Source organism: Nocardia sp. NPDC055029 (genome assembly GCF_053608525.1).
The window spans coordinates 1-14,838 of sequence record NZ_JBSGVQ010000061.1 but is presented as its reverse complement, the minus strand read 5'-3'; the positions used below and the strand labels follow the sequence as shown (position 1 = coordinate 14,838).

Here is a 14,838-nt window from a genome sequence, read left to right as displayed (position 1 = left end):
GCGGCCGGTGCGGACGGGTTTTGTGTGTGACAACCACCGATGAGTTTCGAGCGCGCAGGAGGTCTACACGGTTATGAGAAGACTGAGCTACGGGATCGGTGTGTCCCTGGACGGCTACATCAACGACCGCGACGGCACCATCGACTGGACCGACCCGGACGAGGAACTGCACCAGTTCCACAACGACAGGTACAGCGCGATCGAGGTCTCGCTGCACGGCCGTCGGCTGTACGAACTGATGGCCGAACACTGGCCGCACGTGCCCGAGAACGCGTCGCCCATCGAGCGCGAGTTCAGCAGGCTCTGGATGGACAAACCCAAGGTCGTCTTCTCCAGGACACTCACCGAGGTCCACTGGAACAGCACCCTGGTCAGCGAGAACGCGGTCGAGGAGGTCCGCAAGCTCAAAGCGGGCGGCGATGGCCTCATCGAGGTCGGCGGCGCGAGCCTCGCGGCCTCCCTGATGCCCCACGGCCTCATCGACGAGTACCAGCTGTTCGTCTGTCCCGTGGTACTCGGCGGCGGCACCCCGATGTTCCCCGCACTGGACCAGCGCATCGGTCTCCGGCTGGTCGAGACGAGGCACTTCAAGACCGCAGTGATGCTGCGCTACGTCGCCGACTGATATTCCGCATGGATGTCACCGCCGAACAATTTCCAGTAGAAGGCGTTCATCTTCGCGGCGGCAGGTGAGTGCCGGGCCAGAATCGTGGCCACCTCCGGCGACACGTCGCCTGGGATACGGCCAGCGGCGCACTGAACTACGTACTCGTTGCGAGCGACGGGACCGCCGCTGGTCGGCATCGGCACTCCGCAGACATCGGTCACCAGCCAGTTGACCAGCCGCATGGCGGCATAGTCGGCGTCATGAGTGGCGTGACGTTCGGCGAAGTCGCGCTCGGCGCTCGACAGCTCGAAATGCGACGAGGTGGCCAGCCCGAAGTCGCTGAGATAGATCCGCTCGCCGTCGCTGCGCAGATTGCCGAAGTGCCCGTCCATATGCAGCAGCTTCCGATCGGCCAGAAACGTCACGATCTCCGACAACTGCTCCGCGACGATGGCAGCCTTGCCCGCCGGGTCCCCGCGCAGCCAGTCCGCCATCGAGTGCGGAATGTACTCGCAGAACAACACGAGGCTCGACGATGCGGCGGCCAGCGCTTCGAGCCGGGCGCGAACCGCCCGGCAGCCGCCCTGAGCGGCAACCACCGCATCGATATCGGCGTGTTCGTCGGCGATCGGCGACCGGCCGGGCAGAACCCGCCAGTGGTAGAGCATCGGGAACGCCGGTGTCTCGCCCGCCAGAACGCCCTCGGTGACAACGATATTCGCGGCCAGCTCGCGCCATGCGTTGAAGCCGGGACCACCGATCCCGTACTGACAGAACACCGGCAGGTCGAACAGATTCGCGGTCGAGCCCCGGTTGGCGAGCTCCCGATCGGTCAGCGGAACGCGCTTGGCGAACACCGACACCCCGTCGACGTCGACGACTGCCGAGCCCCCACCCACTCCCACGCTCTCGGCCCGGCCCGAATCCACGAGCTCCGCGAGCTCGAAGTCGCTGTGGGAAGCCAGGAAAGCCGAGAGTCTCTGGTGACGAACGCTCCTGGCAGCTGTCATCACACGATTCTGCCACCGACCGGGCGGATGACTCTCAGCGCGGATAGGGGACGCACGCACGATCCCTGTTGCCTCGAGGTCGACCAGGGTGACCACCAGACCCGAGCGGTCGCCGCGAAGGCCGTGCAACAACAGGTCCGGCAACGCGCGATGCTTGGGCCGCGAGGCGTCCGCGAACTACTTTGCCGGCCCCTTGTTTCTGCGGATGATCCCGCGGCAGCGCCACTCGAGGAGGACTACGGCGAGGCCGAAGAAGCGGAAGGCGGGGTTGGTGGTCTGGCGGTGGTAGTAGCGGTAGTAGATCTGCTGGCAGATCACGGCGAGGCGGAACAGGCCGAAGACCTCGTAGAAGGCCCATTCGCGATCGGTGAGGCCGGTTTCTGTTCGGCGGCAGTAGTATTCGACCACCTCGTCGCGGGTGAGCATGCCGGGGGTGTGGGTGGGCTGGCGGCGGAAGAATCTGAAGGCGGCGTTGTCGTCGGCCTGGACCCAGTAGGCGAGGGCGCCGCCGAGGTCCATCAGTGGGTCGCCGATCGTGGCCATCTCCCAGTCGAGCAGGCCGATGGGCCGTGTCGGGTCGGCGCGGTCGAGGACGATGTTGTCGAAGCGGAAGTCGTTGTGGATCAGCACTGCTGCGCGGTCGGGCGGCTGGTTGGCGGCCAGCCAGGTCATGACGGATTCGAAGGATCCGACGTTGCGGGTTCGGGCCCGGCGGTAGCGGTCGGACCAGCCGGAGACCTGCCGGGCGACGTAGCCGGGGCCCTTCGACAGCCAATCCAGCCCGGCGGCAGCGGGATCGATGGTGTGCAGGTCGACCAGGACGTCGAGGACATTGGTGCACAGGGTGCGCACCTGCGGGTGTGTCAGGGCGAGGCCGGGCGGGAGTTCCTTGCGGGGAATGAGGCCGTCGAGCCGTTCCATCAGGTAGAAGGGCGCACCGAGCACGCTGTCGTCCTCGCACAGCGCCACCGTCGGCGGTGCGTAGTCGAACTCCGGGCCGAGGGCGGTCTGCACGCGGTATTCGCGAGCCATGTCGTGCGCGCCGTCGGCCCGGTGTCCGCCGGGCGGCCTGCGCAGGATGAGGTCGCGGTCCGGGTACTGCAACAGGTAGGTCAGATTCGAAGCGCCACCGGAGAATTGGCGCACCAACGGGTTCTCCGCGAGCGACTCCTCGCCCAGCTCGGCGCTGAGCCACGCCGTCAGGGCCGCGACGTCGAAGGCGTCCTCGGCGCGCACGTCCCGTGCGTCGGAGACGGTGGGGGAGTGGGTCATGTCAGCTTCCTCACGATGGACAGGGGCAGTACCTTGATCGCGACCGCGAGCGGAACCCACGGCCACGCCGGGACATACGCGACGGCCTTGCGCGCTTCGATGGCGCGCACCATCGCCCCGACTCCGGTCTCGGTGTCGACCATGAACTTGGCGCGATCGGCCTGGTCCTGCGTCATCTCCGACCGGATGTAGCCCGGACAGATCAGCGAGATGTCCACGCCGGGAATCCGTTCCGACCGCAAGCCCTCGGCGAGCGCGGCCACACCGGCCTTGCTCGCGGCATACGTGGTCATGGACCGCCGCATGCCCCGCACCGCGGAGAACGAGGAGATGAGCACGAGGTGCCCATGGCCCTGCGCCCGGAACACCGCCAGCGCGTGCTCGCTCTGCGACAGTGCCCCGACGAAATTGGTGAGCGCGGTCCGCCGGTTGGCTGCGTGCCCGCCGGTGCCCAGCGCGGCGCCGTGGCCGATGCCCGCATTGACCACAACCCGGTCGAGCGTGCCGAATTCGGCCCGGAACTTCTCGAACGTCGTCTGCACAGCGGCGTCGTCGGTGACATCGAGTGCCGCGGTGTGCACGACGATCCCGGGATGGGCCGCAACGAGTTCGGCGCGCAGCGCATCGAGCCGGTCCACCCGCCGGGCACACAGCCCGAGATCGTGACCGCGAGCGGCGAATTGGCGCGCCATCTCCGCGCCGAGCCCGGAACTGGCGCCGGTGATGACGATGGTGCTCATTCGGTGATCTCCTTGTCCTCCGCGGTACGGCGGCCCATACCCATCAACTGCCGGTCGTAGAGCGGGCGCAGCAGCCGTTTCGTCCAGAACGCCCGGCGCCCGGCGCGATCGGTGAGCACCAGGAAGCGACGCGCGTCGATCCCGGCCAGTGCCACCGCGGCGATATCGTCGGCATCCAGCGCCGCGCCGTCGATCAGACTCCGAGCGACCTTGGTCATCAGCGGATCGGCATCGCTCAGTGACGCCGCCAGATTGGTGCGGAAGAACGACGGGCACACCACCGAGACATCGATGCCGTGCGGGGCGAGCTCGTAGCGCAAGCTTTCGCTGAGTGCCACAACAGCGGCTTTGGCCGCCGAGTAGGACGCCATCGCAGGCGGATGCACGAGCCCGGCCAGTGACGCGGTGTTGACCAGATGACCCGAGCGCTGTGCCTTGAACATCGGCGTGAACGTCCGGCAGCCGGCGGCGACGCCGAGGACATTGATGTTCATGACCCGCGCCCACTCGTCCTGGGGGACACGGTCGATCCGACCACCGGCGGCGATGCCCGCGTTGTTGACGAGGATGTCCAGCCCGCCCATGCTCTCCCGCACGGTGGTGCGGGCCCGCACCCAGTCGTCCTCGGAGGTCACATCCAGCCGGAGATACGACGCACCCGCCGGGACCACGGCGTCCTCGGCCAGATCGGTGACCACGACGCGGTCACCCCGCCCGGCGAACCGCCGCGCCAGTGCCGCACCGAGACCGGACGCGCCACCGGTGATCAGAACCCTGGCCATGGTCACCGCCCCCGCGTGTACTTGGCGAGCTCGAGCCGGCCGACGACATCCAGATGCACCTCGTCGGGCCCGTCGGCCAAGCGCACCGCCCGCGCGGTCGTCCACGCCGCCGACAACGGCACGTCATCGGAAAGGCCCGCACCACCGTGGATCTGCATGGCGAAATCGATGACCTCCTGCGCCATCATCGGCACGTGCGCCTTGATCTGGCTGATCTCGCTCAGCGCGCCGAACGCGCCGACGGTGTCGAGCTTCCACGCCGCATTGAGCACCAGCAGTCGTGCCGCGTCGATCGCGATGCGCGCCTTGGCGATTCGCTCCCGGTTGCCACCCAGCCGGGCCAGCGGCCTGCCGAACGCCGTGCGCTCCACCCCGCGCGCACACGCCGCCGCGAGCGCGGACTCGGCCAGCCCGATCAGCCGCATGCAGTGATGGACGCGGCCGGGACCGAGGCGCCCCTGCGCGATCTCGAACGCGCGACCAGGCCCCAGCACGATGTTCCCGGCGGGCACCCGCACATCGGTGAACGACACCTCGCCGTGCCCGAACGGCTCGTCGTAGCGGCCCATCGTGGGCAGCATCCGCTCGATCCGCACACCGGGGGTGTCGACGGGGACGAGCACCATCGTGTGCCTGCGATGCTTCTCGGCATCGGGATAGGTGAGACCCATGAAGATGATGACCGCGCAGTCGCGATGACCGATACCGGTGGTCCACCACTTGCGGCCGTTGATCACCACGTCCTCACCGTCGAGCACGGCGGTCGCCGCCATGTTCGTCGCGTCGGAGGACGCGACATCGGGTTCGGTCATGCCGAACGCCGAACGGATGGTGCCGTCGAGCAGCGGTTCCAGCCATCGCTTACGCTGAGCCGGATCGCCGAACTGGAGCAGCACCTCCATGTTGCCGGAATCCGGTGCGTGGCAATTGAAGACATGCGGCGCCAGGAACGAGCGTCCCGTCTCCTCGGCGATCGGCGCGTAGTCGACATTGGTCAAGCCGGTGCCGCCGTCGGTGCCGAACCGCGCGGCGTACTCGCCCGCGTGCGCCGCGGGCAGGAACAGATTCCACAATCCCGCCGCGCGCGCCTTCGTCCGCAGCTCGGTGAGCACGGGCAGCGGATTCCACGGGTCCGCACCGGAATCGCGCAGGGCGGCGATGCTGCGGTGGTATTCCGCCTCGATCGGGGCGATCTCCTCGGTGATGAAACCACGGACTCGATCGACGAGATCCGTGGCGCGAGCGCTGGGGGCGAAGTCCATATCTTCTGCTTTCGGTGAAGGGGAGCGGGGCACTCAGGCCGGAATGTGCACCAACACCCATCGTGCCTCCCGGAACCGCTCTGCCCTGTGCAGATGCAATTGTCGATGCCGGCAAGCAGCATTGAAATAGGCGCGGAGACCGAGTTTGATGTGCATATGCACATCGGCAGGCCAGTGCCGGCCCTCCCGCTGGGACCACACCGGCGCAAGGTCGCGGCCCAGATCGCGGCAATGATCGCGGAGGTCGACCCCGAACTGAACGAGATCGCGGCGGACCTGACCCGGCTGTACCGCGAGCACATCCCGGTCTACGACCAGGTCGACGCGAGCTCGATCGAGAACAACACCCGAGCGGTGCTGCGCATCGTCGTCGCCCAACTCGGCGACTCGCAAGCCGAGCACGCGGGCTTCGACGAGCTGACCACGCTCGCCAGAACCTGGGCCGACCAGCAGATACCCCTCGACCTCGTGGCGCACAGCCTGCAGATCGGCGCGCGCAGGATCTTCGAACTGATCCGCCGCCGCGCCGCGGCCCGTGACATCCCCGCCGCCGAGATCGACGAAATGCAGGACCTCACCTGGGAATGGGCGACCGCGTCCGCCACCGCCGTGCACGTGGTGGCGCAGGAGCGGGCCGTGGCCGGGGCCGCCCGCCGCGCCGATTTCCTGCGCAGCCTCGTCGACGGCACCCTCTCGCCCGCCGTGCTGCTCGTCGACGCCCGCGACCACCGCCTCGACCCGGAGCATCGCTACCGGATCGCCTGCGCCGCGTGGAACGAGACCGCCGTCACCGCCGACCTGCTCGCCGCCCTGCGGGCCCGTGGGTCGACGACGACACTGCCGGTCGTGGATACGGTGGTCGACCAGCATCTGGTCGCGCTGCTGCCACGCACCCCGGATTCACTCCCGGACGACAGCGTGGTCGCCCTGGGATCGGCTGTGCCGCTCGGCGATGCCGCGGCCTCGTACCGCCAGGCGCGGCGCGCACTGGATCTGGCTGTGCGCTATGGGCGCCGCGGATCGGTCGACCTGGGATCCCTCGGCCCGCTACCGCTGCTCGGGGCGGCCGAGGACGTCGCGCAGCTGCTCGAGGAGAAACACCTCGAGCCGCTGCGCCGCCACGGTGGTGCAGCGGGGGAGATCCTCGGAACCGTCGAGACCTATCTCGACTGCGATCGGCGCGTCGACGACACCGCGGCCGCGCTGTACCTGCACCGCAACACCGTTCGCAACCGGCTCACCCGCTTCGCCGAGCTCACCGGCCTCGATCTCGACCGCACCGACGATCTCGTCGTCGCGTGGTGGCTGCTGCATCGCGAGCAGTCGCCACCACGCTGACCACTTCGATCAGGGCTTGCGGGCGACCGCGCCGTACGCCGAGATCGGACGGACCTCGCCCACCTCGGTCCCCTCCGCCTGCCACTGGGTGATGGACGTGAAGCCGGGCTCCACCAGCTCCAATCCGTCGAACACGGCGCGGATCTGGGCCTGCGGCCGCGGGATGTACGGTGTGCCGCCGGTGCCGGTGTAGTTCTCGCACAGCGTCACGTAGGCCTGGCTGTCGTCGGTGCCGTCCCACATGATCAGGTGGCTGCCCGACGGCACCGCCCCGATGACGGTCCGGACGATCCGCAGCAGGTCGTCGTAGGTCCTGGCGTGACCGAGCACGCCCATGAACATCACCGCGATCGGCTCGTTGAAGTTCAACACGTTGCGCGCGTCGGCGATGATCTGCTCGGGATCGTGGAAATCGGCATCGATGTAGGTGGTGACGCCCTCGGGGGTGGTGCTGGTCAGCAGCGCCCGCGCATGGGTGAGCACCAGCGGATCGTTGTCCACGTACACCACGCGGGCATCGGGCGTGACACCCTGGGCGACCTCGTGGGTGTTCTGCATCGTCGGCAGCCCGGTGCCGATGTCGAGGAACTGCCGGATGCCACGCTCGCGCGCCAGGAACCGGACGGCCCTGATCAGGAACTGCCGCGACTGCACGGCCATGGTGGAGATGTCCGGGTCGACGGCCAGGCCCGCGTCACCGGCGATCTTGTCGATCTCGTAGTGGTCCTTGCCGCCCATCCAGTAGTTCCAGATCCGCGCCGAATGCGGAATGTCGGTCCGGATCACCGGGGTGTGCACGTCGGCCATGCGCCTCGCTCCTCTGCAAGTGTGACAGCGGTGCCCATCCCGGGGAAGGAACCGTCGGCGGGACAGCACCTGATCTGTTGCGACAGTACAAGATTCACGCCACCACTGGGTGGTGGATCGGGCAGGCGCCGAATGGTGGCCGCACGCTCACGAATTCGCGGTCCCTCCCGGCCTGGTCAGGCGGGTAGATCGCCCGGCCGAAGGTCGACGGGATGGGCCGCGGTGAGGCTGTTGTACAGCACGCTGAGGTCGAGCGAATCGACCGCGCCCCGCTTGGGCTGCGGACCGCGATCGACCTGGCGGTGCAAGGCTTCCATCTTCTCGTCGAGCTGGGTGGCCACCTCGGCCGCCTGGGCCAGGTCGCTGCGCAGGTTCGGGGGGACCTCGCCGCGGTACTTGTAGTAGATCTTGTGCTCGAGGCTGGCCCAGAAGTCCATCGCGATGGTGCGGATCTGAATCTCCACCGGGATCCGTTCGGTGCGATCGGAGCGGAACACCGGGATCGACACGATCAGGTGCAGGCTCTGATACCCGTTCGGCTTGCGGTTGGTGATGTAGTCGCGCTCCTCCAGGACGGTGATGTCCTCCTGGCCGACCAGCATGGCCCTGATGGTGTCGATATCGGAGATGAAGCTGCAAACCACCCGGACACCGGCGATATCCAGCACGTTCTCCCGGATCGCGGCGAGATTCATCGCGTAGTTCTTGCGCCGGACCTTCTCCAGCACGCTCTCGGGCGACTTCAGCCGCGACCGCACATGTTCGATGGGGTTGTACTCGTGCGCGTTGTTGAAGTCCTCACGCAAGATATCGATCTTGGTGGTGACCTCGTCGATCGCGAACTTGTAGCCGAGCATGAAGTCGACGAACTGTTCCCGCAGCACCCGGAGATCGTCGATCCCGACCCGCTCCCCGTTGCGGGGCGAGCCGTTGTCGATGGTGAGCTGATCCGGTTGCCAAGGTTTCATCGAGTCCATTGTGCCTGTTCCGCCGCGAGCGCCGCCGCCGCACCAGGTAGAGCCCGTTTACGATGGTCCGATGTTCGCTGCTGTCCTGTCGTTCACCCTCGCTGCGATCGTGCTCGTGCTACTGCCGGGACCGGACACGCTGGTCGTGGTGCGCAGCCTCGTCCGAGGCGGGCGAAGCGCGGGGATTCGCACCGCCGCGGGTGTGCTGAGTGGGCTGGCTTCCTGACGCGCCGGACGATCAGCCGGCGCGCTCGTCTGTTCGCGCCACGCCATCGCGCTCCGCGACGACCGGCCGCCGGTGCAGTTCGAGCCAGTAGATGACGACCACGACGGCGTATCCCGCCAGCAGCGAGCACAGGGCGAGCACGCAGAGTCCGACCAACACCGCCGATGCCGTGCCGATCACCACTTCCTCCCGGCAGACCGGCGCTGGTCCTTCCGAAGCCGGTCGGCCCGTGCCCGCCTGGCCGCATCCGCCAGATCGGCGATGTCGAAGGCCAGTGAACGCCCTTCCCGCAGTAATTCGCGGCCGGAGGCGGTCGCCACCCGCCCGATCTCCCCTTGGCGAGCGACCACCGCGGCCCGCACTTCCCGCGCGAACTCGCCGATCGCCTGCCGATCGTCCGCGGTCTTCTCGACCAAGGCGTCTACCATCGCCGACACCAGCAACCTCATCGTCGCCACCCCGCTGTACTGTTGAGTGAACAATTGTGCACTGACGTCGTCAACGTTATCCGGTAACGACGGTACCGACAACCTCCGCTTGCTGCGAGACGGTCGAATTTCCCTCTGCGGGGTGATGAAATCCTGTGGGGATGGTCGCGCGCAGGGTCAAGAGCAAGGCGGGGCGTTGGGGTGATCGCAACGTCGAGCGTCAACGGGTGGTGATGGACGCGTTGATCGCCTTGTTCGACCAGGCCGATCCCGGCATCGGCCGCCTGCGCAAGTTCGTCCTGTCGCTGCTCTTCGCGCCGACCATGCGCATCATCTGCGACCTCATCGCGGTCCCGACCCGCCGCTTCCGCACCGACTGCGATATTCCCAGGTCTGTTGTCCGCGAGGTCTTCTGGAAGAGCGAGCACTCCCGCGACGGCCTGCGCGCCGGCTTCGCCGATGTCCGCATGCTCGCCACCGACCTCGGTCTGCTCAACCCCGCCTCGCGCGTGCTGTGGAAGATCTGCCGCATCGACGGCGACGCCTCGCGCTATCGCAGCGAGCCCGCTCGCACCACGGGTTCCTGTATCCGCTGACCCGTCGTGCCACCGGGCAACACTGAGATGAATAGGAAGATTCGTATCAAACCTTTCGTTCGGTCGGTGGTCAGTTCTTTCTCGTCGTGATGGCCCGTGCGGCCGTGTCGGCGATCTGCTCGTCGGTGAGGCTGCTGTCGCGCAGTAGCGCGTGCGACAAGACGATGCGCACGATGACCTCGGCGGCTTGGCGTGGGGGAAGGGCCAAGGTCTTGTCGTCGCGGGCCGCGATGAGCGGCTCCGCGAACGCGGCGACGGTCTCGACCAGGTTGTGTTCCGACTGGCCGTGCGTGATGGCGACAGTGAGCAGCCAGGCGGGTTCGTGGGTCCGCAGGTAGTCGAATGCCGCGTGTTCACGCAGGTATCGGATCGCGAAAAGTGTTGCTGAGCGGGCGATTTCGGCGGCGGGTGCGAACAGGTCGATCGTGCTGTACGCGGTGGCGACCATGCGTCCGATCTCGTGGCGACCCACCGCGGAGACGAGCGCCTTCTTGTCTCCGAGTTCACGGTATGCCGTGGCTCGCGATACCCCGGCGCGTTCGGCCACCGTCGTCAGGGTCAAGCCGTCGAGTCCGGATTCGGCGATCAAGCTGACGGCGGCGTCCAGCAGCTCTTCCGAGGAGCGGGTCGATGAGGTCATGGCTCTTTGTACTCCGGCGGGTGGTCAGGCGCCTTGCGCGCCGGTCACTGGTGAGACTAATTTATCAATTAGTCTCAGGATGGAGAGCGCAGTGACTGGACATAGAGACATGCGCGCGGGCCGGTCCCACGCCGTGGTGCTGGGCGCGAGCATGGCGGGGCTGCTGGCCGCACGCGTGTTGAGCGAGAGCTTCGCGAAGGTCACCGTGATCGAACGGGACGATCTGTCGAGCCCGGGGGATCGGCGCGGAGTACCGCAGGGCCGTCATGTGCACGCGTTGCTGGCGCGGGGAACGCGGATCTTCGAGGAGCTGTTCCCGGGGTTGACGCAGGACCTGCTGGCCGAGGGGGCGGTCGAGTGTCGCGCGCTGAGCGAGATGCGGATGTCTCTCGGCGGGCACACACTGCGTCAGTCCGACAGCGGGTACACGGTCTTACAGGCGAGTCGTCCGTTCCTGGAATGGCGAGTGCGCGAACGCGTTCGTGGTCTGCCGAATGTGGACGTGCTCGACGGTCGCACCGTGGAGGCACTGTGCTACGACCGTGCGGCTGAGCGGGTGCGTGGCGTTCGGGTCGCCGGGGTGGGTGAGATCGAGGCTGATCTGATCGTCAGCTGTCTGGGCAGACACGGTCCGGTCAACGACTGGCTGGCCGATCTCGGCTACGATCGGCCCGCCGAGGAGGGCGTGCGGATCGACATGATGTACGCGAGTCGATACGTCCGGCTGCCCGTGGGTGCGGTGCGCGGCGACAAGGAGATCATCGTCTCCAACCAGCAGCCCGCACGGGGCCTGGCGCTGTTCGCGGTGGAGGACGGCAAACACATCCTCACTCTGATCGGTTACGGAAACGACCACCCACCAGCAGATTCCGATGGCTTCTGGCGGTTCGCGTCCTCGGTCGCCCCGCCGGATGTGCGTCAGGCACTGGTAGAAGCCGAATCACTCACCGACATCGCCACGTACCGCTACCTCGCCAATCAGCGTCGCCGCTACGAGCGACTCGCGCGGTTTCCCGACGGGCTGCTGGTCTTCGGTGACGCGGTCTGCAGCTTCAGCCCGGCCTTCGGCCAAGGCATGACGGTGTCGGCGCTGCAGGCCGTGCGGCTCCGGGCCGTCCTGGCAGGCGGCGATCACGACCTACCCCGCCGCTACTTCCGCGCGGCCGCCACCGCGATCGACGATGCCTGGCTGATCACCAAACTTTTCGACCTGGCCATGCCGCATGTGGACGCGAGCGGTCAGGTTCTGACGCGGAGCGCGGGATCCCTGGTCGGGCTCGGCCTGGCCGCCGGGGCTCGGGATGCTCGGGTCGGGCGGGCGATCGCGCGCATCGCCGGACTCCTGGACCGTCCGACGGCGGTGCTTCGCCCACAACTGCTGGCGCACACGGCGACTGCGCTCGGACGTGTCGGCATCGATCAGGTCCGGCAGGCCACTGCGCGGTCCGCAGGCAGAACATCCGCGTTCGATCCACTTCCGCACGGGCCCGCGATGGGTTTCCACCGTTTGGCGGTGCGCTCGGTCACCCGCGATACGCGCGACAGCGCGATCGTCGAGTTCGACGTCCCGGCCGAACTCGCCGACCGGTTCCGATACGCCGCCGGTCAGCACATCGTCGTACGCGGTACCCGCCACGGCGAAGCGATCCGGCGCAGTTACTCGCTGTGCGACCCGGCGGGATCCGGGCGCCTGCGCATCGCGGTGAAACGCCAGGACGGGGGAGCGTTCTCCAGCTATGTACTCGACCATCGGATCGTCGGCTCCGCACTGTATGTCTCCGAGCCGACCGGGATGTTCACTCCCGGAATGGATTCCACGGCCCGGTGCGCCTACGCCGCGGTTGCGGCGGGCAGCGGGATCACGCCGATCGTCTCCATCATCGGAACCGTTCTGGAATCCGAGCCGCACAGCACGTTCACCTTGTACTACGGCAGCCGTGGCCTGGACGATGTCATGCTGGACGGCCCGTTGCGTGCACTCGTCGACCGCTTTCCCCGGCGCCTCCGGGTGACGCACCATTTCTCGCGGCATAGCGAGCGTGCACTGCCCGAGCCTGTCTCCGGGGTGACCTATCGGCGTGGCCGGATCGATCCGGCCACCCTCACGGATGACGTCGACCGCTGGTTCCTGTGTGGTCCAAGGGAGCTCGTGTCTCGCACGGTCGCGTCGTTGACCGAGCGCGGGCTGGACCGTTCGCGGATCCTCCTCGAATTGTTCGACACCGACACTGTCAATTCACCACCACCGGAGACGGACGCCCCCACCAGTCGCGTCACCCTCACCGGACACGGCAGGCCCATGGAATTCGACATGCCACGAGATCGGTCCATCCTCGAAGCAGCGCTCGGACAGCGCGAAGACCTCCCGTACTCCTGCCTCGGTGGCTCCTGCGGAACATGCCGCGCCGCAGTCGAATCGGGTGAGGTCGCCATGGACCCCGATCCGCTACTGGCGATCACCGACCACGAGACCGCGTCCGGCTATGTGCTGGCCTGCCGCACTCGTCCCGTCTCCGACAACGTCGTACTCCGTTTCGAGTGAGTGTCGGTACCCCGACGCGAATCTTGGATAATGCCGTTGTGGCTGTGACGCGGCGGATTTCGGGCGGTGATCGTCTGGACCTCGTCTTCGTCCGCTCGAGCTCCCGGCGTGCGGTGCGGGCATTTCTGGACGAGCTGCCCGCGCCCACATCGTCCAGGTGAACGGGTAGGCGCGGGTGGCGCATGTCAGAGGAAACGGGCGATGAGGTCCTTCATGACCTCGTTGGCGCCGGCGTAGATGCGGGAGATGCGGCCGTCGGCCCACATCCGGGCAATCGGGTACTCCTCCATGTAGCCGTAGCCACCGTGTAGCTGGACGCACCGGTCGATCACCTGGGACTGCTGATCGGTGGTCCAGTACTTGACCATCGCCGCGGTCTTGACGTCCAGCGCGCCGCGCAGGTGCTTGTCGACGGCGGAGTCGACGAACGTGCGCACCACCTCGGCGATCGTCGCGCACTCGGCCAGCTCGAACCTGGTGTTCTGCATGGCGAACAGAGGCTTGCCGAAAGCGTTGCGCTGCTTGACATACGCCAGCGTCTCGTCGACGGCCGCCTCGATCGCGGCCGCGGCCGCGACGCCGCAGATCAGCCGCTCCTGGGGCAGCTGCTGCATGAGCTGGATGAAGCCCTCGCCCTCGGCGCCGAGCAGGTTCGCCTGCGGTACGCGCAAGCCGTCGAAGAACAGCTCGGTAGTGTCCTGGCCCTTCTGGCCGATCTTCTTGAGCAGCCTGCCGCGCTCGAAGCCGGGAGTGTCGTCGGAAACCTCGGCGACCACCAGCGAGACGCCCTTGGCGCCCTGGGTCGGATCGGTCTTGACCGCGATGATCAGCAGATCGCAGTTGCGGCCGTTGGAGATGAACGTCTTGGCGCCGGTGATCAGGTAGTCGTCGCCGTCCTTGACCGCCTTGGTCGCGATGTTCTGCAGGTCGGAGCCGGTGCCGGGCTCGGTCATGGCGATGGCGCCGATCCACTCGCCCGAGGCCAGCTTGGGCAGCCAGCGCTTCTTGTTCTCCGCCGAGGCGTAGGCCAGGATGTAGTGGGGCACGATGCCGGTGTGCACGCCGAGCTGCATGGCCGAATCGCCGCCCTTGACCTGCTCGGTGAACAGCACGGCCTCGTGGGCGAAGGTGCCGCCGCCACCGCCGTACTCCTCGGGGATCGACATGCACAGCAGGCCGAGTTCGCCGGCCTTGCGGTAGACCTCCCGGCTCGGGAAGCCCTGCGCGGCGAACTCCTCGCGGTGCGGCGCGACGGTGTTCGCGAAGAAGTTGCGAGCCAGTTCGGCCAGGCCTTGCAGCTCCGACTCGGCGTCGGTGCCGCGGTCGGTATCGGCGGTGCTCATCGGGGTTCCTCTCCCAGTTGTCGATGGACTGCGCACCAGAGTGAGCAGTTGTTGGCATTCTGTCAATAGTTCGCGATAGTGTTGACAAGGTGCCAATAGTGCTGCCATGGTATCAATTGATAGGACATCCAACTATTGGATCACCTTTCAACTGCGCCTCCCGGTGCACCGACCCCACGACAAGGACTGGCATGGTTCGCGAACTCACCCACTTCATCGACGGACAGCACGTCAAGGGCGCTTCGGGCGCGTTCGGTGACGTGTTCGATCCGAACAC

Annotated in this window: 16 protein-coding genes and 1 pseudogene; 6 read left to right on the top strand and 11 right to left on the bottom strand. The window is 67.2% G+C overall.

Annotated elements, in window-relative coordinates; all coding sequences use genetic code 11:
* The first annotated feature begins 73 nt into the window (after positions 1–73).
* The gene (locus ACWF9G_RS32780; protein WP_379304028.1) at positions 74–625 is read left to right on the top strand and encodes a dihydrofolate reductase family protein; all 552 of its coding nucleotides are present in this window, start codon (positions 74–76) and stop codon (positions 623–625) included.
* On the opposite strand, the gene ACWF9G_RS32775 is transcribed toward ACWF9G_RS32780, so the two are convergent.
* From ACWF9G_RS32775 to ACWF9G_RS32755, 5 genes are all read right to left on the bottom strand, one after another.
* The gene (locus ACWF9G_RS32775; protein WP_452520027.1) at positions 610–1,617 is read right to left on the bottom strand and encodes a serine/threonine protein phosphatase; all 1,008 of its coding nucleotides are present in this window, start codon (positions 1,615–1,617) and stop codon (positions 610–612) included. The two genes, ACWF9G_RS32780 and ACWF9G_RS32775, sit on opposite strands and share 16 nt — an antisense overlap.
* Positions 1,618–1,794: 177 nt before the next feature.
* Positions 1,795–2,889 (bottom strand): phosphotransferase family protein, encoded by a 1,095-nt coding sequence (locus ACWF9G_RS32770; protein ID WP_452520025.1) that lies wholly within the window; start codon positions 2,887–2,889, stop codon positions 1,795–1,797.
* Positions 2,886–3,629: an SDR family oxidoreductase gene (locus tag ACWF9G_RS32765; protein WP_379304020.1), complete on the bottom strand. Its 744-nt coding sequence runs from the start codon at positions 3,627–3,629 to the stop codon at positions 2,886–2,888. The genes ACWF9G_RS32770 and ACWF9G_RS32765 overlap by 4 nt, the downstream gene beginning before the upstream one ends.
* A complete protein-coding gene (locus ACWF9G_RS32760; protein ID WP_452520023.1) occupies positions 3,626–4,411 on the bottom strand; it encodes an SDR family NAD(P)-dependent oxidoreductase in 786 nt (261 codons plus the stop codon). The genes ACWF9G_RS32765 and ACWF9G_RS32760 overlap by 4 nt, the downstream gene beginning before the upstream one ends.
* A gap of 2 nt (positions 4,412–4,413) precedes the next feature.
* The gene (locus tag ACWF9G_RS32755; protein WP_452520021.1) at positions 4,414–5,673 is read right to left on the bottom strand and encodes an acyl-CoA dehydrogenase family protein; all 1,260 of its coding nucleotides are present in this window, start codon (positions 5,671–5,673) and stop codon (positions 4,414–4,416) included.
* Between the two features lie 156 nt (positions 5,674–5,829).
* Here ACWF9G_RS32755 and ACWF9G_RS32750 point away from each other — a divergent pair, with 156 nt between their 5' ends.
* The gene (locus tag ACWF9G_RS32750) at positions 5,830–7,011 is read left to right on the top strand and encodes a PucR family transcriptional regulator (protein WP_452520051.1); all 1,182 of its coding nucleotides are present in this window, start codon (positions 5,830–5,832) and stop codon (positions 7,009–7,011) included.
* A gap of 9 nt (positions 7,012–7,020) precedes the next feature.
* Here the strand turns inward: ACWF9G_RS32750 and ACWF9G_RS32745 are convergent, their stop codons facing one another.
* Both ACWF9G_RS32745 and ACWF9G_RS32740 read right to left on the bottom strand, forming a co-directional pair.
* Entirely contained in the window at positions 7,021–7,818 is a 798-nt protein-coding gene (locus ACWF9G_RS32745; RefSeq protein WP_379304014.1) for an SAM-dependent methyltransferase, read from the bottom strand.
* A 176-nt stretch (positions 7,819–7,994) separates the two neighbouring features.
* On the bottom strand, positions 7,995–8,786 hold the full coding sequence (locus ACWF9G_RS32740) for a GTP pyrophosphokinase (RefSeq protein WP_452520019.1): 792 nt from the start codon (positions 8,784–8,786) through the stop codon (positions 7,995–7,997).
* 70 nt (positions 8,787–8,856) lie between these two features.
* Here ACWF9G_RS32740 and ACWF9G_RS32735 point away from each other — a divergent pair, with 70 nt between their 5' ends.
* Entirely contained in the window at positions 8,857–9,012 is a 156-nt protein-coding gene (locus tag ACWF9G_RS32735) for a hypothetical protein (protein ID WP_452520017.1), read from the top strand.
* Between the two features lie 12 nt (positions 9,013–9,024).
* Here ACWF9G_RS32735 and ACWF9G_RS32730 read toward each other — a convergent pair whose 3' ends face one another.
* The gene (locus ACWF9G_RS32730) at positions 9,025–9,192 is read right to left on the bottom strand and encodes a hypothetical protein (protein ID WP_452520016.1); all 168 of its coding nucleotides are present in this window, start codon (positions 9,190–9,192) and stop codon (positions 9,025–9,027) included.
* A complete protein-coding gene (locus tag ACWF9G_RS32725; RefSeq protein WP_379304008.1) occupies positions 9,189–9,428 on the bottom strand; it encodes a hypothetical protein in 240 nt (79 codons plus the stop codon). Before ACWF9G_RS32725 ends, ACWF9G_RS32730 begins: the two co-directional genes overlap by 4 nt.
* A 173-nt stretch (positions 9,429–9,601) precedes the next feature.
* Between ACWF9G_RS32725 and ACWF9G_RS32720 the strand changes: the two genes are divergently transcribed.
* Positions 9,602–10,036 carry a diiron oxygenase gene (locus ACWF9G_RS32720; protein ID WP_452520014.1) on the top strand — a complete coding sequence of 145 codons (435 nt, stop codon included), beginning with the start codon at positions 9,602–9,604 and terminating at the stop codon, positions 10,034–10,036.
* 70 nt (positions 10,037–10,106) lie between these two features.
* Here the strand turns inward: ACWF9G_RS32720 and ACWF9G_RS32715 are convergent, their stop codons facing one another.
* Positions 10,107–10,676 carry a TetR/AcrR family transcriptional regulator gene (locus ACWF9G_RS32715; protein WP_452520012.1) on the bottom strand — a complete coding sequence of 190 codons (570 nt, stop codon included), beginning with the start codon at positions 10,674–10,676 and terminating at the stop codon, positions 10,107–10,109.
* A gap of 79 nt (positions 10,677–10,755) precedes the next feature.
* Here ACWF9G_RS32715 and ACWF9G_RS32710 point away from each other — a divergent pair, with 79 nt between their 5' ends.
* Positions 10,756–13,218, top strand: a complete 2,463-nt coding sequence (locus ACWF9G_RS32710; RefSeq protein ID WP_452520010.1) for a 2Fe-2S iron-sulfur cluster-binding protein — start codon at positions 10,756–10,758, stop codon at positions 13,216–13,218.
* 185 nt (positions 13,219–13,403) lie between these two features.
* On the opposite strand, the gene ACWF9G_RS32705 is transcribed toward ACWF9G_RS32710, so the two are convergent.
* Positions 13,404–14,561 (bottom strand): acyl-CoA dehydrogenase family protein, encoded by a 1,158-nt coding sequence (locus tag ACWF9G_RS32705; RefSeq protein ID WP_452497467.1) that lies wholly within the window; start codon positions 14,559–14,561, stop codon positions 13,404–13,406.
* 89 nt (positions 14,562–14,650) lie between these two features.
* Here ACWF9G_RS32705 and ACWF9G_RS32700 point away from each other — a divergent pair.
* Positions 14,651–14,838 (top strand): annotated as a pseudogene (locus ACWF9G_RS32700) (CoA-acylating methylmalonate-semialdehyde dehydrogenase); the annotation flags it as partial.

Bases quoted from the DNA above. Each gene is read 5' to 3' on its own strand.
- ACWF9G_RS32720 (WP_452520014.1), top strand. From the start codon at position 9,602: ATGGTCGCGCGCAGGGTCAAGAGCAAGGCGGGGCGTTGGGGTGATCGC.
- ACWF9G_RS32755 (WP_452520021.1), bottom strand. From the start codon at position 5,673: ATGGACTTCGCCCCCAGCGCTCGCGCCACGGATCTCGTCGATCGAGTC.
- ACWF9G_RS32780 (WP_379304028.1), top strand. From the start codon at position 74: ATGAGAAGACTGAGCTACGGGATCGGTGTGTCCCTGGACGGCTACATC.
- ACWF9G_RS32735 (WP_452520017.1), top strand. From the start codon at position 8,857: ATGTTCGCTGCTGTCCTGTCGTTCACCCTCGCTGCGATCGTGCTCGTG.
- ACWF9G_RS32740 (WP_452520019.1), bottom strand. From the start codon at position 8,786: ATGAAACCTTGGCAACCGGATCAGCTCACCATCGACAACGGCTCGCCC.
- ACWF9G_RS32715 (WP_452520012.1), bottom strand. From the start codon at position 10,676: ATGACCTCATCGACCCGCTCCTCGGAAGAGCTGCTGGACGCCGCCGTC.
- ACWF9G_RS32765 (WP_379304020.1), bottom strand. From the start codon at position 3,629: ATGAGCACCATCGTCATCACCGGCGCCAGTTCCGGGCTCGGCGCGGAG.
- ACWF9G_RS32745 (WP_379304014.1), bottom strand. From the start codon at position 7,818: ATGGCCGACGTGCACACCCCGGTGATCCGGACCGACATTCCGCATTCG.
- ACWF9G_RS32770 (WP_452520025.1), bottom strand. From the start codon at position 2,889: ATGACCCACTCCCCCACCGTCTCCGACGCACGGGACGTGCGCGCCGAG.
- ACWF9G_RS32705 (WP_452497467.1), bottom strand. From the start codon at position 14,561: ATGAGCACCGCCGATACCGACCGCGGCACCGACGCCGAGTCGGAGCTG.
- ACWF9G_RS32775 (WP_452520027.1), bottom strand. From the start codon at position 1,617: ATGACAGCTGCCAGGAGCGTTCGTCACCAGAGACTCTCGGCTTTCCTG.
- ACWF9G_RS32750 (WP_452520051.1), top strand. From the start codon at position 5,830: ATGCACATCGGCAGGCCAGTGCCGGCCCTCCCGCTGGGACCACACCGG.
- ACWF9G_RS32760 (WP_452520023.1), bottom strand. From the start codon at position 4,411: ATGGCCAGGGTTCTGATCACCGGTGGCGCGTCCGGTCTCGGTGCGGCA.
- ACWF9G_RS32710 (WP_452520010.1), top strand. From the start codon at position 10,756: ATGGAGAGCGCAGTGACTGGACATAGAGACATGCGCGCGGGCCGGTCC.